Raw genomic sequence first — 21,818 nt, 5'->3', positions numbered from 1 at the left:
TCAGGCCTGTTCGAGCGCCTTGTTCAATGCGCGCTCCAGGTCTGCCTTGTAGCGCAGGTAAAGATTGCTCGAACCCTGGCCATCACCGAGCAGGCCGGACAGGTCCAGGTCGGTGATGTAGCAGCGATAGTGTTGCGCCTCGCGACGCTGCCCGACGATCTCCTGCGCGACCACGGCAAATAGCTGGTCGCCGTGCTCCAGCTCGGAAAACTCTCGCTGATTGCAATACAGGGTGACTTGTCCTTGCCCCGGCATGGCTTTGCCGACGATCGCCTGGACGTCGTAGAAAGGCTTGTTCACCGGTGTCTGCGGCGCCGGCCGTGGCTCGACCCGGCGTGCACGGTTGGTGCCCGAGGGCAGCAATTGGTAGTACAGGGTTTCCAGCACCGTCACCGGTTGGGCGGCGTCCATCGGCAACAGCGCGTCACGGCGGAACAGGATCGACTGCAGGAAACGTTGCAGTGGCACCAGCAGGCTTTGTTCGTCGTGATACGGCTGGCGCTGTTGCCACAGGGCATTGAATTCATCCAGCACGTACAACTCGGCGTGAGCATCGTTGATGCGGTAAAACACCTGAATGCAGTCGGGCTGGCCCATCGGCAGGATCAGCGCCAGGTCGTGATCCGCCAGCGCCATCGGGTCCAGTTGCAGCGGGCTGTAACGGGTCAGGTCCTGGTTCAGGTAATCGAGCAGTGCCGACGGGCTGGCCAGCGCGACATGATTGACCTGGCCGGGCACCAGTTCCAGTACGTGGTAATGCTGCTGGACCTGGATCAGGTAGCGATGATTGAGTTTGCTGAGTAGCAGGTTCTGCGCGGTATCGAGGACTTCTTCGACACGTTGGGCGATGAACTGCGCACGGTTATGGCAGAAGCAGCGCACTCGCAGTCGAGGTTGCTGTGGGCCGCTTGGCAGATTGTTGAGGTAGTCGCGCAGGCAATCGAGCAGGGCGTGGGCGCCGTCGTAGCGGCTGACCAGCACTTCGTTCCAGCTGTTGAGCGTGACCTGATCGAGGGTCAGCACCAGATTCTCGCGCACCCCGGCGTAGCTCAGCGAGTCTGTGCGCTCGGTGGTCATCAGGATGTTCAGGTCGCGGTGGTGCTTGAGCGGGTCGACGCCAACGTTCACCAGGATCAGCACCTCGCTTGGCACGCTGGCGCGCAGCAGCTGTTCTTCGCTGACGCTGGTCAGGGGCAGGGCGATGGTCTGTTGCAGGCTGCCCAGCAGGTTGAACAGCTCAAACTCGCTCAGGTCGCTGCTGCCGGGGTGCAAGGCCAGGCGAGTGCTGCTGTCGATCACGCCGTTACGGTGGCACCAGGTCAGGAGTTCCAGCAGTTCGCGACAGCGCTTGATCGGCGCGAAATGTTCCCACTCCTGCGCAGCCAGATTACCGTTATACAAACCCCAGTGGCTCTGCCCAGGCTCTTTCTTGTTTGCTGACTGGACGAGGGTCAGTGTGTCTTCGGCAAGATCCGGTGCGATCCCGGGGTTGATGAACTCGATCTTGTCGGCCTTGCGCTCGAAGGCGGCATACAGCCTGCGACCCAGTACATTGAGGTCGCGCTTGTTGATCAGGCTGACGCTCTGCTCGGTGCGGGCGAACTGGGTCAGGAAGCGGTAGCTGTAGTTGAGTTCATTCACCAAGGCCCGGCGTTCGGCGCTGACCTGACGGACTTTCCATTGGCTGCGGCTGTCGAGCATTGCCAGTTGCCGATGATCCCAGCCCCATTCTTGAGCCAGCCGCTCCAGCAGCAACCGCTGCCAGCTTTTGTTGCGCTGGCCGCTGTTGCCGGTCAGCTTGCGGTTGACCTTGAGGTACAAGGCGCGCCGAACCAGCTCCAGCCGTTCCGGCTCGCCTCGGGCCGTGAGGTATTCCTCAATACGCCGGTAGACCACGATGTACGGGTCGAGCTCATCCAGATCGAGGCGGTTGGCGAACACGGCTTGTTTGAAGCGCAGGCTCAGGCATTTGACGTTCGGGTGTTCGCTGGCGTAGACCTCGGTCAGCAGCAGCTTGAGCACCGACTTGTAGGGTGACTCTATACCTTTGAACAACTGCCAGAGCCCGGCCCCGATGAATTCGCCAGGCGGAATCTGCGCCAGGTGGCCGAGATCGAGGGTTTCATCGGCGCGGATAAAGCGTTTGGACAGCAATGTATGGGTGTACTGGTCGTAGCTGGCCTCTTCGTACACCGGCACCAGCCACCAGATCGGCGTGCGCCCCGCGAGCCAGATGGCGGTGCGATAGAACTCATCGAGCAGCAAGTAATGCTGGGTGGTGCCACAGTCGTCGGAACTCAATTGGGTGTCGCGTTCGCCGCGGACGAAACGTTGTGGGTCGATCAGAAAGAAATGCGCCTCGGCGCCCTGGCTGGCGGCCCAGATTTCGAGCAGTTGGCATTTTTTACGCAGTTCGGCGAGTTCGCTTTCGCTCAGGTCCGGGGCGTGGCAAACCCACACGTCCATGTCGCTTTGATCGGCCTGAGCGAGGGTGCCGAGGCTGCCCATCAGGAACAAACCATGAATCGGCCGCGGCGGATTACCGTGGCGGGGCCTGTAGGAAAACGAGCGGGTCAGGCGTTGCGCTTCGGCGAGCGCCGTGGCGTCAGGTTCGAAATTCGACAGCCCGGCCGGCGTGCTGCCCGAGACGTAACCTGGCAACAGCGGGTGATTGACGTGGAAGAACAGCGGCAGCAGGGTCAAAACCCCTTGCTGGCGGGGCGACAACCCTTCCATGGCACGGGCCAGCCGGCCGTCATTGAGCTTCAGAAAGCGCGCGCGCAACTGGCTGAGAACCTTGCGATCGATTCCTTCGTCCAGATCAGGGCGGATTTCATGGGTGCGGGTCATGTCAGCTCAAACCGCTCGCAGTGCTCGAACGTGGGAAGGTCTCAGGGCGATGGGCAGTTTACAGCCTGATGCTCAGGACTTTTAAGCTGAATTTTGGTTTCTGGCGTCAAATTTCTATCGACGAGCGACAGTCTGCCCGCGGAAATCCCGTAGCAGGGGTTCCCGTGGGCGATACGGCAGCGATTATGCGGTTTCTTGGACAGACAGGATGGTCAGAACGGTCTGCACATTCTGCGCGGCGTCACGGCCCAGGCTGGTCAGGTAACCGCCATCGGGCTGGGTGATCAGCTCCTTATCGAACAGGCGTTGTGCGGCGGCAATGGCTTTCGGGGCAGCGGTCTGATGAATTTTCAAACCTTCCTGGGAACTGTCCAGGTTGAAGAGTGCAAGGATTTCCAGTTCGGCAACCAGCTCAGGGGTAAGCGACATAAGGACTCCAGACTTTCTAGGAATAGACGACAGCGCCCCTAAGGTGAACGCACTCGGGCGAGCTGTCCAGTGTTGCCTTAGAGCTTTTCGTTGCAGGCAGTCGAACGAGCTTGCAGGCGCCGTACCCGTGGCGAGGGAGCTTGCTCCCGTTGGGCAGCGAAGCGGCCCTAAACCCTGCAACCACATTTTGCCAGTTGCACCGTATCCAGCGGTTTTGCGATTGCTGCGCAATCGAGCGGGAGCAAGCTCCCTCGCCACAATGAGAGCCGTGCCCGCGCGATAGGGGTTTAGTTCTTTTCTGGCGGCAACTCTGGCAGTGCGCGCAGCGCGGCTTCATACCACTCGGTATTGAACGCGCGGTCTTCTTCGAGGAGTGCGTCAATTTCAATGGCCAGAACGTGAGCCATCAATTGCAGGATTTCTTCACGCTCGTAACCGACCAGGGTCAGTTTGTTGAACGTCGCCTTGGCTGCTGGCGGGTTGTCGCTTTCGATCTGGTTTTCGATGGCTTCGATCAGGGTGGTTTCGGCGAATTCTTCTTCGTCGTTGTCGATATCGCTAGGCTCGCTCATGGCAGGCTCCAAAAGGAAAGGTCGCCAGTTTACCTGCATTCAGCCGTGTGATGCTGCTGGCGAGAGAGCTCTCGACGCTCTATAACAGTGGCTGCCAACCCCCCCTGCACGGCCTGGAGGCTATGTGATGCTCAAGCTTTATGGATTTTCCGTCAGCAACTACTACAACATGGTCAAGCATGCGTTGCTGGAAAAGGGCCTGCCCTTTGAGGAAGTAGCGTTTTACGCCGGTCAAAGCCCTGAGGCGCTGGCTATCAGCCCGCGCGGCAAGGTTCCGGTGTTGGGTGTCGAACAAGGGTTCGTCAACGAGACCAGCGTGATTCTTCAGTACCTCGAAGACACGCAATCGGGTCCTGCGCTTCTGCCTAAAACACCGTTCGAGCGGGCCCAGGTTCTGGCGCTGGCCAAGGAAATCGAGTTGTACATCGAACTACCGGCTCGCGCCTGTTTCCCTGAGGCCTTTTTCGGTATGACGGTGCCGGAAGCGATCAAGGAAAAAGCCAAGGCCGAGCTGCTGCTGGGGATTGCGTCACTGGGGCGTCACGGCAAGTTCGCGCCGTACGTCGCGGGCGCAACCCTGAGCGTGGCGGACTTGTACTTCCTGTACGGCGTCAGCGTAGCCTGCGCGGTTGGCAAAAAGCTCTTCGATCTGGATTTGCTGGCCGAGTTGCCAGCCGCCAGGGCATTGCTTGAGCAATTGGAGCAGACACCGCATGCCAAACGCATTGCGGCAGACAAGGAAGCGGCGATGCCAGGGTTTTTGGCGATGATCAGCGCCAAGAAGTAAGTTTGTAGCGTTCTTCAGGACGCAATCGCGGGCAAGCCTTGCTCCTGCGGATTCGTGTCGTTCACGTGTTTGCGATACGACATAAATCCTGTAGGAGCAAGGCTTGCCCGCGATGCTTTTAGCGATTTAGCGGCTGGCCAACAGCGCCTGACCGCGAACCACGGCGGCCTTCACCTGCGCCGGCGCGGTGCCGCCGATGTGGTTACGGGCATTCACCGAGCCTTCCAGGGTCAGGACGGCAAATACGTCCTGTTCGATCTGGTCGCTGAACTTGCGCAGTTCTTCCAGGCTCATCTCTGCCAGATCCTTGCCGGTTTCCACGCCGTACTTCACCGCATGACCGACGATTTCGTGGCAGTCACGGAATGGCAGGCCGCGGCGCACCAGATAATCCGCCAGGTCGGTAGCCGTGGAGAAACCGCGCAGTGCAGCTTCACGCATGATGGCGTGCTTTGGCTTGATCGCCGGGATCATGTCGGCAAAGGCCCGCAGCGAGTCGCGCAAGGTGTCGGCGGCGTCGAACAGCGGCTCTTTATCTTCCTGGTTGTCCTTGTTGTAGGCCAATGGCTGGCCCTTCATCAACGTCAGCAGGCCCATCAGCGCGCCGAACACCCGGCCGCTTTTACCGCGCACCAGTTCCGGGACGTCGGGGTTTTTCTTTTGCGGCATGATCGAACTGCCGGTGCAGAAACGATCAGGCAGATCGATGAACTGGAATTGCGCGCTGGTCCACAGCACCAGCTCTTCGGAGAAGCGCGACAGGTGCATCATCGCGATGCTTGCAGCCGAGCAGAACTCGATGGCGAAGTCGCGATCCGAGACGTTGTCCAGCGAGTTGCCGCCAACTGCATCGAAGCCCAGCAGTTGAGCTGTCAGCTCGCGGTCGATCGGGTAGGTGGTGCCAGCCAGTGCGGCGCTGCCGAGTGGCATGCGGTTGGTGCGCTTGCGGCAATCGACCAGGCGCTCGTAGTCGCGGCTGAGCATTTCGAACCAGGCCAGCATGTGATGACCGAAGGTCACGGGCTGCGCGGTTTGCAGGTGGGTGAAGCCGGGCATGATGGTGCCGGATTCGCGCTCTGCCTGTTCCAGCAGGCCTTTTTGCAGGCGGGTGATTTCACCCAGGATCAGGTCGATCTCGTCACGCAGCCACAGACGGATATCGGTCGCCACCTGGTCGTTGCGGCTGCGGCCGGTGTGCAGCTTCTTGCCGGTGACGCCGATGCGGTCGGTCAGGCGCGCCTCGATGTTCATGTGCACGTCTTCAAGGTCGATGCGCCAGTCGAAGGTGCCGGCCTCGATTTCGCTCTGGATGGTCTTCAGGCCGTCGATGATGCTGTCACGCTCGGCATCGGTCAGCACGCCGACCTTGGCCAGCATGGTGGCGTGGGCTACAGAGCCCATGATGTCGTGACGATAGAGGCGCTGGTCGAAAGTGACGGAGGCGGTGAAGCGGGCGACGAAGGCGTCGACGGGTTCACTGAAGCGGCCGCCCCAGGACTGATTGGTCTTGTCAGTGCTCATGAATTCGCTCGTGATCGGCTGAAGGAAAATGGCGTTAAAACCTGCGGTGGATAATAACAGGGTTGCCAATCCTGTCGGTGACACTGGTCGCTACGTTTTTTTCTTATTTGACCGGCCATACTCAATCGAGTCGCTGCCGCGTTTACGCAACGATATTTGTCAAATGAGCACTGTCGTCGCGGCAAGCGTCTACAGTTGGACGTGAGGGTCAGCGCAATTGTCGATCATGTGCTGAGTCTCCTCGAAGCGTGCGACGTCAGTGTCGAAGCCGGCTATAAGAGAAGAGGGGTGTTCATATTGTGTAGCAGCAATCCCTACGGTGACGCCACGTCGCGGCTGGCTTCGAATGGAACTGCGCAGGCACCGATAAATATTGCAACCCGACGTACGGCACTTTTTGGCGCTCGCGCTAGTCTTAGCGTGGATCGCGGTGACGGATGTCACTTCACCTGTCTACGCTATCCTTGTGCGAGACTCACGCAGGAATCCAGCGCAATATGAATGTCCTGATCGTTGATGACGAACCCCAAGCCCGCGAGCGCCTGAGCCGTATGGTCGGCGAACTCGAGGGTTACAGTGTCCTGGAGCCCAGCGCCACCAATGGCGATGAGGCATTGACCCTGATCGACAGCCTGAAGCCCGATATCGTGCTGCTCGACATCCGCATGCCTGGCCTCGACGGCTTGCAAGTCGCCGCAAGGTTGTGTGAGCGCGAGACGCCACCGGCGGTGGTGTTTTGTACGGCCCAGGATGAATTTGCCCTGGACGCCCTGCAGGCCAGCGCGGTGGGCTACCTGGCGAAACCGGTGCGTTCGGAGCAGTTGCTCGACGCCCTGAAAAAGGCCGAGCGCCCGAACCGCGTCCAGCTCGCGGCGCTGACTCGGCCGGCGGCAGAAACCGGCAGTGGCCCACGCAGCCATATCAGTGCGCGAACCCGCAAAGGCATCGAACTGATCCCGTTGGCTCAAGTGGTCTATTTCATTGCCGACCACAAATACGTGACCTTGCGCCACGAAAGTGGCGAGGTTCTGCTGGACGAGCCGTTGAAAGCCCTTGAAGACGAATTTGGCGACCGGTTCGTACGTATTCACCGCAATGCACTGGTAGCCCGCGAACGTATCGAACGGCTGCAGCGCACGCCACTTGGGCATTTCCAGCTCTTTCTCAAAGGCCTCAACGGTGATGCGCTGATTGTCAGCCGACGTCATGTCGCGGGTGTGCGCAAGATGATGCAACAGCTTTAGTCCGCTGTTCGCGCACGGATTTCACTCTCCTTTACCGGACAGGTGAGGCCAGGGAGGCTGCGCTGTTTCTGATACAAGTCAAAGCGGATTTGGCTGAGCTGTTATTATCCGCTGTATCTATTCAGTACGGATTGATCCATGTCCCCTCGCGAAATCCGCATCGCTACCCGCAAAAGTGCCTTGGCCTTGTGGCAGGCCGAATACGTCAAAGCTCGTCTGGAACAAGCCCACCCGGGTCTGGTCGTGACGCTGGTGCCTATGGTCAGCCGCGGCGACAAGCTGCTCGATTCGCCGCTGTCGAAAATCGGCGGCAAGGGCCTGTTCGTCAAAGAACTGGAAACCGCGCTGCTCGAAAACGAAGCCGACATTGCTGTGCACTCGATGAAAGACGTGCCGATGGACTTCCCCGAAGGCCTCGGCCTGTTTTGCATCTGCGAACGCGAAGACCCGCGTGACGCCTTTGTTTCCAACACCTATGCAAGCCTCGACGAGTTGCCTCAGGGCAGCGTGGTCGGCACCTCCAGCCTGCGTCGCCAGGCACAACTGCTGACCCGCCGGCCGGACCTGCAAATCCGCTTTCTGCGGGGCAACGTCAACACTCGGCTGGCCAAGCTCGACGCCGGTGAGTACGACGCGATCATCCTCGCGGCAGCCGGTTTGATTCGCCTGGGCTTCGAGGATCGCATCAGCTCATCGATCAGTGTCGATGACAGTCTTCCGGCAGGTGGTCAGGGTGCCGTCGGTATCGAATGCCGCAGCGCCGACAATGACATTCATGCCCTGCTTGCCCCTCTGCATCACCAGGACACCGCCACGCGGGTCACTGCCGAACGTGCGCTGAACAAGCATTTGAACGGCGGCTGTCAGGTGCCGATCGCGTGCTACGCGGTGCTCGAAGGCGAGCAGATATGGCTGCGCGGCCTGGTGGGTGATCCGAAGGGGGGGCTGCTGCTTCGTGCCGAGGGTCGTGCGCCACGCAGCGATGCCGCAGCCTTGGGTGTGCAAGTTGCCGAAGACCTTCTTGGCCAGGGTGCCAACGACATTTTGAAGTCGGTCTATGGCGAGGCAGGTCACGAGTGACGGGGTGGCGCCTGCTGTTGACGCGTCCCTCGGATGATTCGGCGATGCTGACCGATATTCTTGCCGAAAAGGGGATTTTCAGCAGCAGCTTGCCGCTTTTGGAGATAGAGCCGATTCCTGTCTCTGAGACAATGCGCGAGGTGATTCAGGGTATGGATCGCTATTGTGCGGTCATCGTGGTCAGTAAGCCGGCCGCCCGAATCGGTGTGGATCTGCTTGATCGGTACTGCTCGCAATCACTGCGCTTGAAATGGTTCAGCGTAGGCGCGGCGACCGCGCAGATTCTCCAGGATCATGGGCTGGACGTCAGCTTCCCGGTGGAGGGCGATGACAGCGAAGCATTGCTTGAACTGACTCCGTTGCGCGAGGCTATCGCCCGGCCCGATGCTCGTGTGTTGATCATGCGCGGCGAGGGTGGACGTGAACTGCTCGCAGAGCGTTTGCGCGAGCAAGGTGCTAGTGTCGATTATCTGGAGTTGTACCGTCGCGGCTTGCCGCGCTATGCCGAGGGGGCATTGCCTGAGCGGATTCGAGCGGAACGCTTGAACGGCGTAGTGGTCAGCAGTGGGCAGGGATTTGAGCACCTGCGCCAATTGGCGGGCAGTGCCTGGCCTGAGTTGGCGCGGTTGCCTTTGTTTGTTCCAAGCCCTCGGGTGGCCGAGATGGCGCTGGCTGCCGGCGCCCAAACAGTTGTGGATTGTCGTGGCGCCAGTGCCGCGGCTTTGCTAACGGCGTTGCGGGAAACCCGGCCCGTTCTCTAATGCAAAGGATGGATACGTGAGCGAAACAGCCTTGCCAAAAGATAACGTCCAGCCAGCGCTCGATGCGTCGGTTGAAACTGTAAAGAGCCCTGAGCCGCGTCGAGGCTCAGGGCTGGTGATCCTGGCAATGTTGCTGGGTGCCGCGGGGGTTGCCACTGGCGGTTGGGGGATCTGGCAGGTGCGTAGCCTGCAAGCCAACAACCAGCAACAATTGGGGCAATTGCAGGCCCTGAACGATCAAGCACAAAGCCTCAAGCTCAATGAACAGCGCCTGTCAGCCCGGCTTGAGCAATTACCGCCAGCCAATGAACTGGAAGACCGACGACGCCTGGTGATCCAGTTGCAGGGCGACCAGCAGCGCTTGAATCAGCGTCTGGAAACGGTTCTGGGCGCCAGCCGCAAGGATTGGCGCTTGGCCGAGGCCGAGCACCTGCTGCGTCTGGCCAGTTTGCGTCTGTCTGCCTTGCAGGACATCAGCAGCGCTCAGGCACTGGTGCAAGGTGCCGATGAAATCCTTCGCGAGCAGAATGATCCGGGCTCTTTCGCCGCCCGCGAGCAGATTGCGAAAAGTCTTGCTGCGCTGCGCAGTACCGAGCAACCGGATCGCACCGGGTTGTTCCTGCAACTGGGTGCCTTGCGTGATCAGGTGGCTGAACTCAGCGAACTCGCCCCGGAGTTTCATGAGCGCGATTCGCTCTCGGCCCTGACCTCCGATGGCGATGGCGCCAGTCGCTGGGCCCAATGGTGGGACCAGATTTCGCGCTACATTCGCATCGATTTCAATGCCGATAAAAACATTCGTCCATTGCTTGCCGGGCAAAGCCTGACTCAGGTCCGTCTGGCGTTGAGCCTGGCGCTTGAGCAAGCGCAATGGGCTGCGCTCAACGGCCAGGCGCCGGTGTATACCCAGGCGCTGACCGAGGCGCGGGATGTGCTCAAGGGCAGCTTCAATCAGGACAATCCGCAAAGCAAAGTGATGCTCGAACAGGTTGCCGAGTTGAGCAAGCAACCGGTAACGGTCATCACGCCTGACCTGGCAACCACCCTGAGCACGGTGCAGGCGTATCTGGAGCGGCGTAACGTCAGTGCCGAGGACTCGGTGAAACCTGCCGCGAGCGCTACGTCGGGGAGCACCCCATGAAGCGACTCTATGTGATTGTGTTTTTGCTCATCGCCGCCGCCGGGGCGTTGGGACTGGCCATCGCCCAGCACTCGGGTTACGTGCTGATCGCCTACAAGACCTTCCGCTACGAATCGAGCCTGTGGGCGACGTTGGCACTGGTGGCGGTGATCTGGCTGGTGCTATGGGGCATCAAGATGCTGATCGAGTTGGTGGCCACTTCCAGCGGTGTAGTCAATCCTTGGTCGAACCGCAACCGCAGTCGTCGTGTGCAAGTGGCGATCGAGCATGGTCAGCTGGACCTGGCTGAAGGTCGTTGGGCCAGCGCTCAGCGTCACTTGTCTCGCGCTGCTGAAGCCGAACGCCAGCCGCTGCTCTACTACCTGGGGGCTGCGCGAGCGGCGAACGAGCAAGGTCGTTATGACGAAAGCGACAGCTTGCTGGAGCGTGCGCTGGAGCGTCAGCCTCAGGCCGAGTTGGCGATTGCCTTGAGTCACGCGCAGTTGCAGACCGATCGTGGCGATACCGACGGTGCGCTGACAACGCTTCAGGCCATGCACGAGCGTCATCCTCACAGCGTTCAGGTCTTGCGTCAGTTGCAACGTTTGCATCAACAGCGTGGCGACTGGTCGGCGGTCATTCGCCTGTTACCGGAATTGCGCAAGGACAAGGTTCTGCCGGCCAGCGAGCTGGCAGAGCTGGAGCGTCGTGCCTGGGGTGAAAACCTCACCCTGGCAGCTCGCCGGGAGGAAGACGGTGCGGTTGGATTGCAGGCACTCAATCGCGCCTGGCAACAGCTGACTTCCGCTCAGCGCCAAGAACCGCAACTGGTGCTTGCCTATGCCGAACAGTTGCGACAACTGGGGGCTGAGGTCGAGGCAGAAGAGGTTTTGCGCGGGGCGCTCAAGCGTAAATATGACAGCCATCTGGCGCGGCTATATGGCTTGCTGCGTGGCAGCGACCCGGCGCGGCAACTGCACGTGGCCGAGGGTTGGTTGAAGGACCACCCCGGCGACCCAAGCTTGCTGCTGACCCTGGGGCGGTTGTGTTTGCAAAGCAGCCTGTGGGGTAAGGCGCGGGACTATCTGGAAAGCAGCCTGCGGGTTCAGCGCAACCCCGAGGCCTGTGCCGAGCTCGCACGTCTGCTGGCTCAGTTGGGTGACACCGAGCGCAGCAATCAGCTCTTCCAGGAAGGCCTGGGGCTGCTGGACAAGCGCCTGCTGGCCTCGCCTTTGCCGGTGCCCGCCCGCGCGTAAGGTGCTGGACGACCGGGTCGCCCGAACGGGCGCCCCGGCGTTTGAATACCGTAAAACTCTTCCTCGTCATGCCGGGTATAGGCAGCGTCTTACAAGGGACTACATTTGATCCTGTCTCTTCTGTCGGGAATTCCCTACATCTTTGGCGAAGTCTCCGCACTGCCTTGCCTTGAAAGGCCAGAGGGCTTTCCTCTACCGTAACTGCCTGTCTCTTCTGTTACGGATAAGCCATGTCTTTGGCCTGCACACGATCCTTGTTTTTCATGGCTTTCATAGCGGGCGCCCTGGCCTTGGGCGCTTCGTACTATCTGGAGTTCTCTATCGGGCTCAAGCCGTGCGGGCTGTGCCTGTTGCAGCGGCTTTTTCTCGCCCTGTTCACGATGGTCTGTCTGATCGCCGCGCTGCATGGGCCCAGGCGCCTGGGCTGTTTACTTTATTGGCTGCTCGGTCTGTTCTGCAGTCTGGCGGGAATGGTGACAGCGTGGCGCCAGGTGGTATTGCAAAGCGATTCGGTTCAACACGTGTCGGGGTGCTCTCCCGGTCTGGAAGGCCTGTTCACCGACATGTCCTGGCTGTGTGTTGTGGAGAGGGTTTTCAGCGGAACGGCTGACTGCGTGGAAATTTCCTGGACGCTGTTCGACCTGAGTATTCCCGAATGGAGTCTGTTGTTTTTTGTCGGAGTGACGATTCTCGGGGCTTACCAGATCGTGCGGCTTGTCTGGTATGCGTATCAGCGACCGCCCAGCGGCGAGTCGTCGCATCGGGGCAGGGCGGGTGATTAAACACTTGTATGAACTTTATCTCCTGCGTACCTTGAAGCTGTTGGCGTGCGGGCATAATCTGGCCCGCACGTATCATTGGAATTGTTGCTCGATGGTGCTCAGCCTGGCCAAAACTTGATTTTCAAGTCTTGCGGCGAGTGCGGGCGGCATTACCCATAAGGGAAGAGAGATCACCATGCTCGAAAGTTGTCAGAATGCTCAGGAACGCTGGGGTGGAGTGCATCTGCTGATCGATCGTTGGTTGCAGGAGCGTCACGAACTGGTTCGAGCCTATGATGCTCTCGGCGCCAAGCCCGAGACTCTGGGCGAAAACCGCAAGCCGTTGCAGGAGTTCTGTGGTGTCCTGGTCGATTACGTTTCTGCCGGCCACTTCGAAATCTACGAACAACTGACGGGTGAAGCCAAGGCATTCGGTGATACACGCGGGCTTGAATTGGCTGAAACCATTTACCCGCGCATCGACGTGATCACCGAGAAGCTGCTGGCGTTCAACGATCTCTGCGATGAAGGCAAGTGCGTTGCCGAGAAATTCCAGGAACTTGGCGGTCTGTTGCACGAGCGCTTCGAACTGGAAGATTGCCTGATCGAAGTGCTGCACACGGCCCACAAGGAAGAAACTCCAGAGCAAGCCTGAGTTTCTCCTCGATATAAACGATCCCTGAAACGGTGCGCACTGCGCACCGTTTTTCGTTTGGGCGATTGCTCAGCCCGTCGCGCCAAGCAGTTCGATTTCAAACACCAGCGGCGTGAACGGTGCAATCAGGTCGCCCGCGCCATCGGCACCGTAGGCTTGCGCGGATGGAATCACCAGGCGCCATTTCGCACCCACCGGCATCTGTTGCAACGCACTGCGCCAGCCACTGATCACGCTGTCGAGGCTGAACCATTGCGCCTGGTTGTTCTGATCGAACACCGTGCCGTCGGGCAGCTTGCCAATGTAGCGAACCTGCACCTTGCCATTGGGCCCGGCCTTGGCGCCGCTGCCCGCGACCAGTTCGGTCAGCAGGATGCCATCCGCCAGTTCGCGAACTCCGGGTTTTGCTTTCTCGGCCGTCAGGAAGCGTTGTTCCTTGTCCAGGGCAACTTCGCTTTGCGGCACGGCGGGTTGCTCGGCCATTTGCGCTTCGTGCTCGGCGAGAATCTGCTCGATTTGCTGATCTTTCAGCGCCAGTGGCTTGCCTTGATAGGCTTGTTGCAATCCCTCCACCAGTGCCTGGATTTGCAGATCGGGAGCCTCCAGGCGCAGACGTTCACCCAGACTGGCACCGAGGCTGTAGGCGAGATCATGGGCGTCGGTTTCCGTGGCTTTTTCTGCGGCTTGAGCCATTGAAAAAAACACGCACAAGGGTAAAAAAAGGTAACGCGACATGGGCACTCTCCAGCCTGAGATGGGGAGGATTATGCCAGTGAGAATGCTGTGACCGGTGAACTGCTTTTAAGTGTGCGCAGAACATTTTCAAATCGCTGCAACGCCCGGCACTCGATACTGTCAACATGCCCTAGCGGCGGTAGCAGCAGAGGTCTAGTATGAGCCGCACTCACGTCAGCCAGGAGGTAAACCATGTCGGCCAATAAGAAGCCTGTAAATACTCCGTTGCACTTACTCCATCAGCTCTCGGGCAGCTTGCTCGAGCATTTGGAAAACGCTTGTTCCCAAGCCTTGGCTGATGCTGAAAAACTGCTCGCCAAACTGGAAAAGCAGCGCGGAAAAGCACAGGAAAAACTGCACAAATCTCGCACCAAATTGCAGGACGCTGCGGCGGCCGGCAAAGCCAAGGCACAAGCCAAGGCCAAAGATGCGGTTCAAGAACTTGAAGACCTGCTGGACGCGCTCAAGGAGCGTCAGTCCGAGACTCGCAGCTACATTCTGCAACTCAAGCGTGATGCCCAGGAAAGCCTGAAACTGGCCCAGGGTATTGGTCGCGTGAAAGAGGCTGTCGGCAAAACGCTGACCCTGCGTTCGGCCAAGCCAGCCGCCGCTGCTGGCACCACGAAAAAACCGGCTGCCAAACCGGTAGCTGCCAAGGCACCGGCCAAGGCTCCAGCGAAAGCCGCCGCCAAACCTGCAGCGAAAAAACCAGTCGCTGCCAGTGCTGCCAAACCGGCTGCCAAACCGACCGCTGCCAAACCAGCTGCCGCTAAACCAGCAGCAAAACCGGCTGCTAAAACTGCCGCCGCCAAACCTGCCGTAGCGAAAACTGCCGCGGCGAAACCAGCTGCAAAAACTGCTGCGGCGAAACCTGCTGCCAAACCAGCAGCAAAAACCGCTGCGGTGAAACCTGCTGCCAAGCCAGTTGCTAAACCGGTTGCTGCAAAACCTGCCGCCAAGCCAGCGGCCAAAACCGCAGCTGCCAAAGCGCCGGCCAAGCCTGCAGCTAAACCAGCCGTCGCTGTGAAACCTGCAACGTCCAGCGCTGCCAAACCGGCTGCTGCGAAACCTGCAACGTCTGCTGCCAAACCAGCAGCCAAGCCGGCGGTGAAAAAGCCAGTCGTGGCCAAACCTGCTGCCGCTAAACCAGTCGCTGCAAAACCGGCAACCGCACCAGCGGCTGCCAAGCCCGCGACGTCTGCACCGGCTGCTGCACCTGCTCCATCCGCGAGCACGCCAGCCGCTTCGCCTGCACCGGCAGCGGCTGCAAGCACTGCCAACACCCCGACCAGCGCTTCCTAAGTGCCGGTCACCGCGACGCGCAGCTGATTCAGCGCGTCGCGGTTCAGGTTGGCGGCGCTCGCCGCCAACCCTTCCAGCCATACGGCCAGGTCTTTGGCTTGACCCTGCGGCCATGCTTGCGCCGCATTTTCCAGACGCAACAACAGTTGCCGCTCCGCTTCCAGCTCCAGAGCTTTGACTTGCGTGCGTAACGTATTCAGTTCCTCGTCGTCGAGGGCAGCGGCTTTCCATTGCGTGCGCAGTTGTCGAAGCGGTTGCACGACTTCCGCATGCCATGGCCCGGCCAGGTGCTGGAGGTGTTGCAGGCGTTGTGCATTGCATCTCACGCCGCGCTGTCCGAGCCAGGCGGCGCATAACAACAGGCAAACGTCGGCGCCCGCTGCTTGCAGCTTCAGGCAGGCGTCCTCAACACCCGCTCGGGTGTAGAGGGTCAGGGAAAAGCTCCACAGGTCAGAGGACATAGTGCTACTCGCGCCAGTTGCGAGCGAAGCTGGTAGACTCCGCCGCCATTATGATTCGACTTCAGAACCTGACTTTACAACGTGGCCCGCAACGTCTGCTAGAAGACGCCGAGCTGACCCTGCACGCCGGTCACAAAGCCGGCCTGATCGGTGCCAATGGCGCCGGCAAATCCAGCCTGTTCGCCTTGATCCGGGGCGAACTGCACCCGGACTCGGGTGACTGCTTCCTGCCGGCCGACTGGCGCATCGCCCACATGCGCCAGGAGATCGAGACGCTCGAACGTCTGGCGGTCGACTACGTGCTCGATGGCGACCTGCGCCTGCGTGAGGTGCAACGCGACCTCGCCGCCGCCGAAGCGGCCCATGACGGTGCCGCACAGGCGCGTCTGCACGCTGAACTCGACAGCGCCGACGGGTACACCGCCGATGCCCGGGCGCGCAAGTTGCTTGCGGGCCTGGGGTTCACCAACGAACAGATGGATCGTCAGGTCGGAGATTTCTCCGGTGGCTGGCGGATGCGCCTGAACCTGGCGCAGGCGCTGATGTGCCCGTCGGACCTGTTGCTGCTCGACGAACCAACTAACCACTTGGACCTCGACGCCATTATCTGGCTGGAAGAGTGGCTCAAGAGCTACCCCGGCACCTTGCTGCTGATTTCCCACGACCGCGACTTCCTCGACGCCGTGGTTGATCACGTGGCTCACGTCGATCAGCGCAAGATTACCCTCTATCGCGGTGGCTACTCGGCGTTCGAACGTGCCCGTGCCGAACGTCTGGCCCAGCAACAACAGGCCTACGAGAAGCAACAGGCGCAACGTGCGCACATGGAAAGCTACATCGCCCGCTTCAAGGCCCAGGCCACCAAGGCCCGTCAGGCCCAGAGCCGGATCAAGGCGCTGGAGCGGATGGAAGAGTTGTCCGCCGCCCACGTCGATTCGCCGTTCGACTTCGTCTTCCGCGAGTCGGTAAAAATTTCCAGCCCGTTGATCGACCTCTCCGACGCCCGTCTGGGTTATGGCGAGCGAGCCGTGCTGGAGAAGGTCAAGCTGCAACTGATTCCTGGCGCACGGATTGGTTTGCTCGGCCCCAACGGTGCCGGTAAATCGACCCTGATCAAAAACCTCGCCGGTGAACTCGAGCCGTTGTCCGGCCGGTTGACCCGTGGCGAAAACACTGTGGTCGGCTACTTTGCCCAGCATCAGCTGGATTCGCTGGATTCCAAGGCCAGCCCGTTGCTGCACTTGCAGCGCCTGGCGCCGACCGAACGCGAGCAGACCCTGCGCGACTTCCTCGGCGGTTTCGACTTCCGCGGCGCACGGATCGACGAGCCGGTGCTGAATTTCTCCGGTGGTGAAAAGGCCCGTTTGGCACTGGCGTTGATTGCCTGGGGCCGGCCGAACCTGTTGCTGCTCGACGAACCGACCAACCACCTGGACCTGGAGATGCGCCTGGCGCTGACCATGGCCCTGCAGGAATTCAGTGGCGCAGTGCTGGTGGTCTCCCACGATCGTCATCTGCTCAAAAGCACCACGGATAACTTCTACCTGGTGGCCGATGGCAAGGTCGAAGAGTTCGACGGCGATCTGGAAGACTACGCCCGTTGGCTGGTCGATTATCGCCAGCGCAATGCGCCGGTGAACAACTCACCGGTCAATCCGGACAAGACCGACAAGAAAGCCCAGCGTCAGGCTGCTGCTGCGTTGCGTCAGCAACTGGCACCGCACAAACGCGAGGCCGACAAACTCGAAGCCGAGTTGGGCAAGTTGCACGAGAAGCTGGCGAAGATCGAAACCAGCCTCGGCGACAGCGCCGTCTACGAAGCCGCCCGCAAGGACGAGTTGCGTGATCTGCTGGCCGAACAGGCCAAGCTGAAGGTTCGCGAAGCCGAGCTTGAAGAAACCTGGATGGAAGCGCTGGAACTGCTCGAAAGCATGCAGGCGGAGCTGGAAGCGCTGTCCTGATGGAGGCCAGCCAGCGTTCGGTTATGACGCTGGCGCGGCAGCGAAGAGTTGTCGAGCGGCTTCGGAAAGTAGGCCGGGCTGCCGCCAACGCTGGTCGGCAGTGCCGTTTTTCTGCAAAAAATCGGTAGTCATTCACAGGCCAGCGCATTAGCTTAGACGTTTATAACGAGTCTGAGTCGAGGTGTGCGATGGTGCTTGAGACATGGCTGGCGTTTTTTGCCGCCTGTTGGGTGATCAGTCTTTCCCCGGGCGCCGGTGCTATTGCGTCGATGTCCTGTGGTTTGCAATACGGTTTCTGGCGCGGCTACTGGAACGCCCTTGGCCTGCAACTGGGGCTGGCGATGCAGATTGCGATTGTCGCCGCCGGTGTGGGCGCAATCCTCGCCACGTCGGCCACGGCCTTCTACGCGATCAAATGGTTTGGCGTGGCGTACCTGGTGTATCTGGCGGTTAAGCAATGGCGCGCACTGCCCAGCAACATGAGCGATGACGCGGCCATTCGGCAGATCGGCAAACCGCTGGCGCTGGTCTTTCGCGGGTTCCTGGTGAATGTCAGCAACCCCAAGGCGCTGGTGTTCATGCTGGCGGTGCTGCCGCAGTTCATCGACCCGCACGCGCCGTTGGTGGCGCAGTACCTGATCCTTGGCGTAACCATGATCTGCGTCGACCTGATCGTGATGGCCGGCTATACCGGCCTCGCTTCCAAGGTACTGCGACTGCTGCGCACACCCAAGCAACAACGACGGATGAACCGTACGTTTGCCGGAATGTTCATTGGTGCGGCCGGGCTGCTGGCGACCATTCGCAGAGCCGTGGTGTAACACCCGTAACGCACAAAAAAGGCGACCTCAAGAGGTCGCCTTTTTCGTTCCCGCGAATGTTACTTAGCGCAGAATAACCGGCGCTGTATCCTGCGGCAGGTTATTGCGCAGTGGCGCTTGCCCCGGCTGTTGCTGAACGCCGCGACCGAGTTGCTCGCCTAACTGACGGGCCACGTCCTCACCCAGCGACTTGGACACATCACGTACCACCCGTGGGCGGTTCAGCGACACTTTGACGTCGTTGCCGTTGACCAGCTTGGTGTCCTGGCCTTCACCCATGGCGGTGAACGCCGAGGTGATTTCAAACGTCCGGGTGTTGATCAGGCTGAAGTCCGCCACCAGGTTCAGGCCGAGAATCGCCGAGTAGCTGTCGGTGTTGGCCAGCGAGGTGATGTCGCGGGTGAAGTCGATATCCGACAGGGTGCCGAACAGCACATAGTCGGCGCCCTTGTAGTTACCGGCCTTGATCCGCTTGATCACATCAAAGACGTCTTCCTTGGATTTGGCCGTGTGCGGCGTGCCTTGCACCAGCTGGAACATCCCGGACTTGAGGATCTCGCCCTTGATGTCGCCGGTGAACTTGCGAAGCTCGCCTTGCTCGATATAGCTGCTGCTGGCCTCGACCTCGTTGTAGCTCGACGAGCCGCTGGCGTGGTACATGCCCGCCTGCATGTTGCTCTGTGCGGAGACAATGTGGATGTACTGTTCCACCCGCTCCTGGTAGGCGAGGTCGGTGACCGCGATTTTCGGGGCCGCCTGCGCGCCAAACGCGCAGGCCAGGGCCATGATGCCAATCCATGCGCGCATTGCTTAACGCTCCGTGGTTTTGCGGATCTCTTTCTCGTCCATCCACTCGGCCAGGCCGCTTTCAACGTCGATCAGTTGCAGGCTGAACTTGTAGAAAACGTCCTTGTAATCGCTGCTGCGCTTGACGATCGAGCTGATCGAACCTTCAAGACGGTATTTGGCGGCGATCATGTTGCCGGTCTTGGCCACGGTGCCTTTCTTGTACAGGCCGCTCTGGTTTTGCAGCTTGAGCTGGTCAACCTGGCTCTGCATCGCGGTGTTGTCGCTGGCAAAGCGGGCGGTACCGGACTTCATCAGTTGAGTCTTGATGCTGGTGGTGATTTCGCGGGTATCGATGTATTCGCTGGTCTTGTTCTTCACGTCGTAGACCTGCACGACCGGGCGGCCCTGCAAGATGCCGGACTGGGCCAGGGAACGGGTCATGGACTCGGCGATCATCTGCAGGTCAGTGGAACCGAACTCGTTGGTCACCAGCTCCACAGCCTTGCTGTCGCCGTAACCGATGTTTTTCCCGCCCAGGACCGGCGAGTTGTTGGCGCAGCCGCTGGCCAGAAGGGCGACCACGGCGAGGAACGAAAAGCGTGCAAACATGGGAATGTCTCTCTGTCACGAAATAGGGGAAGGCTTAAGGGGTTTTGACTTCAAGGCGGAAGTCGGTGGCCTTGGGCACAGGCGCGATGGCTGGCAGGAACGTGGCCTGCGCGGCATACAGGTTCAGGGTTTTCCAGCTTTCTTCATCGGCCACCGGGAAGCCGTCATCACCCAGCCAGACGAAGCGGTAGTACATCGTCATGTTGGTGTGGCTGGTGTTGTTCAGCGCGACCTTGACAGTCAGGAAACCGTTTTCACGGGCGACCCGCATCGCGCCAATGGCGATGTTGTTGAACTTGTTCATCACCACGACTGTGCTCGCGGCACTGCCAGGCGCAGGTGGCGGTGGGGTGGCGCAACCGGCCAGCAGAGCCAGGGCGGCGACAGCAATCAGTTTGAAACGCATGGAGAAGCTCCGCTTAAGGTTGGTTGACGCTGGCCACGACTTGCGGGGTGGCGCTTGGGATCACGTGGGCGGCGGCGCCACTGGCGAACACCTGATTGCCCACCGTACGCAGGCTGATCACCTGGAAGCGCTGATCGACCTTGACCGTGATTCGCGAACCGCCCAGAGCGTTTGGCAGGCTCAGTTGATGCTCGCCTTTGGTCAGGCGCAGGCGCACCACCTGGGTGTTGTCGGGCAGGGTGCGCCAAGTACGGGTATCCGCGCCTTCCATCACCGCCGACGAAATACCTACGGCCAGACCGGCCAGTGGATTGGTCTCGTTGATCTTCTTTTGCGCCACAGCGCGAGTTATCGCGCGGACGGTGGTGCGCAGGATGATCCCGGGCATATCGTCACGCAGTGCGCGGCGGGACATGGCCGTAGTGCTGTTGAGCTGGGTCAGGTTCTGTTGCTGGCCGTCGACGCCGATCTGCGCGTACGTCACGGTCGAGGTGTCAGGCTTGATCACCGGGAATGACAACGGCGTGATCACCACGTTGTTGCTGATCGGCAGTGGCAGCGGGATGCGAATCGAGTCGCGGGCCGGCGCGAGGCCGCTTTGCACGACAATCAGGATGTCGCTTTCTTCGCTTTTGCCAGCTGGCTTGTCCAGGTTCAGCAGTGCTTGTTCGAGCAACGGCGTGTTGGGCCGCAGTTCGGCGGCTTTGCGATAGCCCGGCGCGGCCAGGTCTTTTTCACCCAGGGCTTCGTAGACGAAACCGGCCAGGTAATGACTGAATGCGCTCTGATAGCTGTTCTTCAGGCCAACCACTTCAGGCGCGTCGAGACTCGCCACCGGGTAACCCTGCAGGTCCTTGTACTGAGTCTTGACGCCTTGCTTCTCGGCCTCGTCCTCGCGCTTGAGGTATTCCTTGTCGCGCAGTTCGGCGATCACCGCTTCACGTTCGTGGGTTTTCTTGATTTCGGTACGGGCACCGTCGAAATCGTTCACCGCCAGCAGGTTCAAGGCCATTTGCGTGGTCAGCATGACTTTTTCGTAGTCATAGCCTTCGTAGCGGCGGACCTTGTCATTGACCAGAAAGCTGCCGAACTGGGTCAGGTACTTGTCGGTGTCCAGCTTGACCGACTCTTCCCAGGTACCGACGACCTGGTCCGCGCTTCTCCAGGCGGTCTGGCTGCCGGTCAGGTCGCCCTTGGCGCGCAGCAGTTCACCTTTCTCGAAGTAATAGAGCAGGTCCTTGTTTTCACCTGTGTTGTTCTTTTCCAGCAGGGTCAGTGCGGCGTCGACGTGACCGCTGGCCAACTGCTGGTTGGTTTGCTGCAGTTCTGTGTCGTAGCTGCGAAAGGCCGAACAACCGGCAAGCAAAGTGACTGCGCTGAGCGCGATCGAGGTGAGGGCGCGGGATGCCATGAGTACTTCTTCCCTGAGTTTAAGCAGCCGAGCGTGCTGGTCGGGCTGGGTGAACCAATCGACAGGGAAAATGGCTTTCCATGCCAAATCCTCATAAAAAGAGGAGCTTAAATGCCCGATCGCAATAACGAGGGCGCGGCATTATAAGCGCGGATACTGGCCATGTAATGGCTTTTTAATTTCATTTTTTATAGAGATGCCATCATCCGGGAGGTGTCCAAATCCTCAAACTGTGGACGACAAAGCTTGAGCGGAAAGCATTGAGAGTGAACAATGTGTTACTTCGT

At 60.0% G+C, this 21,818-nt stretch carries 21 protein-coding genes and 1 pseudogene; 12 read left to right on the top strand and 10 right to left on the bottom strand.

The window, feature by feature from the left end; translation table 11 throughout:
* The 3 genes from KRR23_RS22630 to KRR23_RS22620 all read right to left on the bottom strand — a co-directional run bounded on the left by KRR23_RS22630 (window position 1) and on the right by KRR23_RS22620 (window position 3,851).
* Window positions 1-2,850: a class I adenylate cyclase gene (locus KRR23_RS22630; protein WP_216744332.1), complete on the bottom strand. Its 2,850-nt coding sequence runs from the start codon at window positions 2,848-2,850 to the stop codon at window positions 1-3.
* A 183-nt stretch (window positions 2,851-3,033) separates the two neighbouring features.
* The gene (locus tag KRR23_RS22625) at window positions 3,034-3,279 is read right to left on the bottom strand and encodes a TIGR02647 family protein (protein WP_030129110.1); all 246 of its coding nucleotides are present in this window, start codon (window positions 3,277-3,279) and stop codon (window positions 3,034-3,036) included.
* Between the two features lie 287 nt (window positions 3,280-3,566).
* Entirely contained in the window at window positions 3,567-3,851 is a 285-nt protein-coding gene (locus KRR23_RS22620) for a hypothetical protein (RefSeq protein WP_054594612.1), read from the bottom strand.
* Between the two features lie 127 nt (window positions 3,852-3,978).
* On the opposite strand from KRR23_RS22620, the gene KRR23_RS22615 reads away from it, so the two are divergent.
* A complete protein-coding gene (locus KRR23_RS22615; RefSeq protein ID WP_216744331.1) occupies window positions 3,979-4,638 on the top strand; it encodes a glutathione S-transferase family protein in 660 nt (219 codons plus the stop codon).
* A 126-nt stretch (window positions 4,639-4,764) separates the two neighbouring features.
* Here KRR23_RS22615 and argH read toward each other — a convergent pair whose 3' ends face one another.
* Window positions 4,765-6,159 carry an argininosuccinate lyase gene (argH, locus tag KRR23_RS22610; protein WP_054594610.1) on the bottom strand — a complete coding sequence of 465 codons (1,395 nt, stop codon included), beginning with the start codon at window positions 6,157-6,159 and terminating at the stop codon, window positions 4,765-4,767.
* A gap of 147 nt (window positions 6,160-6,306) precedes the next feature.
* Here argH and KRR23_RS29190 point away from each other — a divergent pair.
* The 8 genes and pseudogenes from KRR23_RS29190 to rsd form a co-directional block, all read left to right on the top strand.
* Window positions 6,307-6,660, top strand: a pseudogene (locus tag KRR23_RS29190) (sensor histidine kinase); the annotation flags it as partial.
* Window positions 6,657-7,403, top strand: coding sequence for a LytTR family DNA-binding domain-containing protein (locus KRR23_RS22605; RefSeq protein ID WP_054594609.1), 747 nt, complete (start codon window positions 6,657-6,659; stop codon window positions 7,401-7,403). The pseudogene KRR23_RS29190 and the gene KRR23_RS22605, both read left to right, overlap by 4 nt.
* Window positions 7,404-7,541: 138 nt before the next feature.
* The gene (gene hemC / locus KRR23_RS22600) at window positions 7,542-8,483 is read left to right on the top strand and encodes a hydroxymethylbilane synthase (protein ID WP_216744330.1); all 942 of its coding nucleotides are present in this window, start codon (window positions 7,542-7,544) and stop codon (window positions 8,481-8,483) included.
* Window positions 8,480-9,244, top strand: a complete 765-nt coding sequence (locus KRR23_RS22595; RefSeq protein WP_216744329.1) for a uroporphyrinogen-III synthase — start codon at window positions 8,480-8,482, stop codon at window positions 9,242-9,244. The genes hemC and KRR23_RS22595 overlap by 4 nt, the downstream gene beginning before the upstream one ends.
* 16 nt (window positions 9,245-9,260) lie before the next feature.
* Complete coding sequence (locus KRR23_RS22590) at window positions 9,261-10,385, top strand: uroporphyrinogen-III C-methyltransferase (protein WP_216744328.1); 1,125 nt, start codon at window positions 9,261-9,263, stop codon at window positions 10,383-10,385.
* Window positions 10,382-11,620, top strand: coding sequence for a heme biosynthesis protein HemY (locus KRR23_RS22585; protein WP_216744327.1), 1,239 nt, complete (start codon window positions 10,382-10,384; stop codon window positions 11,618-11,620). Before KRR23_RS22590 ends, KRR23_RS22585 begins: the two co-directional genes overlap by 4 nt.
* Before the next feature lie 230 nt (window positions 11,621-11,850).
* The gene (locus KRR23_RS22580) at window positions 11,851-12,402 is read left to right on the top strand and encodes a disulfide bond formation protein B (RefSeq protein WP_216744326.1); all 552 of its coding nucleotides are present in this window, start codon (window positions 11,851-11,853) and stop codon (window positions 12,400-12,402) included.
* 175 nt (window positions 12,403-12,577) lie between these two features.
* Window positions 12,578-13,036 carry a sigma D regulator gene (rsd, locus tag KRR23_RS22575; RefSeq protein WP_216744325.1) on the top strand — a complete coding sequence of 153 codons (459 nt, stop codon included), beginning with the start codon at window positions 12,578-12,580 and terminating at the stop codon, window positions 13,034-13,036.
* Between the two features lie 69 nt (window positions 13,037-13,105).
* On the opposite strand, the gene KRR23_RS22570 is transcribed toward rsd, so the two are convergent.
* Window positions 13,106-13,771: an FKBP-type peptidyl-prolyl cis-trans isomerase gene (locus KRR23_RS22570; protein ID WP_054594602.1), complete on the bottom strand. Its 666-nt coding sequence runs from the start codon at window positions 13,769-13,771 to the stop codon at window positions 13,106-13,108.
* 192 nt (window positions 13,772-13,963) lie between these two features.
* Here KRR23_RS22570 and KRR23_RS22565 point away from each other — a divergent pair, with 192 nt between their 5' ends.
* Entirely contained in the window at window positions 13,964-15,073 is a 1,110-nt protein-coding gene (locus KRR23_RS22565) for an AlgP family protein (protein ID WP_216744324.1), read from the top strand.
* Here the strand turns inward: KRR23_RS22565 and KRR23_RS22560 are convergent.
* Entirely contained in the window at window positions 15,070-15,534 is a 465-nt protein-coding gene (locus KRR23_RS22560; RefSeq protein ID WP_123581038.1) for a TIGR02444 family protein, read from the bottom strand. The two genes, KRR23_RS22565 and KRR23_RS22560, sit on opposite strands and share 4 nt — an antisense overlap.
* Window positions 15,535-15,584: 50 nt before the next feature.
* Here KRR23_RS22560 and KRR23_RS22555 point away from each other — a divergent pair, with 50 nt between their 5' ends.
* Both KRR23_RS22555 and KRR23_RS22550 read left to right on the top strand, forming a co-directional pair.
* Entirely contained in the window at window positions 15,585-17,495 is a 1,911-nt protein-coding gene (locus KRR23_RS22555; RefSeq protein WP_216744323.1) for an ATP-binding cassette domain-containing protein, read from the top strand.
* Between the two features lie 188 nt (window positions 17,496-17,683).
* Window positions 17,684-18,316: a LysE family transporter gene (locus KRR23_RS22550; protein WP_216744322.1), complete on the top strand. Its 633-nt coding sequence runs from the start codon at window positions 17,684-17,686 to the stop codon at window positions 18,314-18,316.
* A gap of 63 nt (window positions 18,317-18,379) precedes the next feature.
* Here the strand turns inward: KRR23_RS22550 and KRR23_RS22545 are convergent, their stop codons facing one another.
* The 4 genes from KRR23_RS22545 to KRR23_RS22530 are packed head-to-tail and all read right to left on the bottom strand — an operon-like array spanning window position 18,380 to window position 21,531.
* Complete coding sequence (locus tag KRR23_RS22545) at window positions 18,380-19,123, bottom strand: penicillin-binding protein activator LpoB (RefSeq protein ID WP_216744321.1); 744 nt, start codon at window positions 19,121-19,123, stop codon at window positions 18,380-18,382.
* Between the two features lie 3 nt (window positions 19,124-19,126).
* Window positions 19,127-19,714, bottom strand: a complete 588-nt coding sequence (gene lpoB, locus KRR23_RS22540; protein ID WP_054594596.1) for a penicillin-binding protein activator LpoB — start codon at window positions 19,712-19,714, stop codon at window positions 19,127-19,129.
* A 34-nt stretch (window positions 19,715-19,748) separates the two neighbouring features.
* The gene (locus KRR23_RS22535; RefSeq protein ID WP_145014197.1) at window positions 19,749-20,120 is read right to left on the bottom strand and encodes a YcfL family protein; all 372 of its coding nucleotides are present in this window, start codon (window positions 20,118-20,120) and stop codon (window positions 19,749-19,751) included.
* A 13-nt stretch (window positions 20,121-20,133) separates the two neighbouring features.
* The gene (locus KRR23_RS22530; RefSeq protein ID WP_216744320.1) at window positions 20,134-21,531 is read right to left on the bottom strand and encodes a COG3014 family protein; all 1,398 of its coding nucleotides are present in this window, start codon (window positions 21,529-21,531) and stop codon (window positions 20,134-20,136) included.
* Window positions 21,532-21,818 lie beyond the last annotated feature (287 nt).

Source organism: Pseudomonas sp. CVAP#3 (genome assembly GCF_018986375.1).
GTDB classification, from domain to species: Bacteria; Pseudomonadota; Gammaproteobacteria; order Pseudomonadales; family Pseudomonadaceae; genus Aquipseudomonas; species Aquipseudomonas helvetica.
The sequence above is the reverse complement of the archived record's forward strand: the minus strand, read 5'-3'. Positions and strand labels throughout refer to the sequence as shown.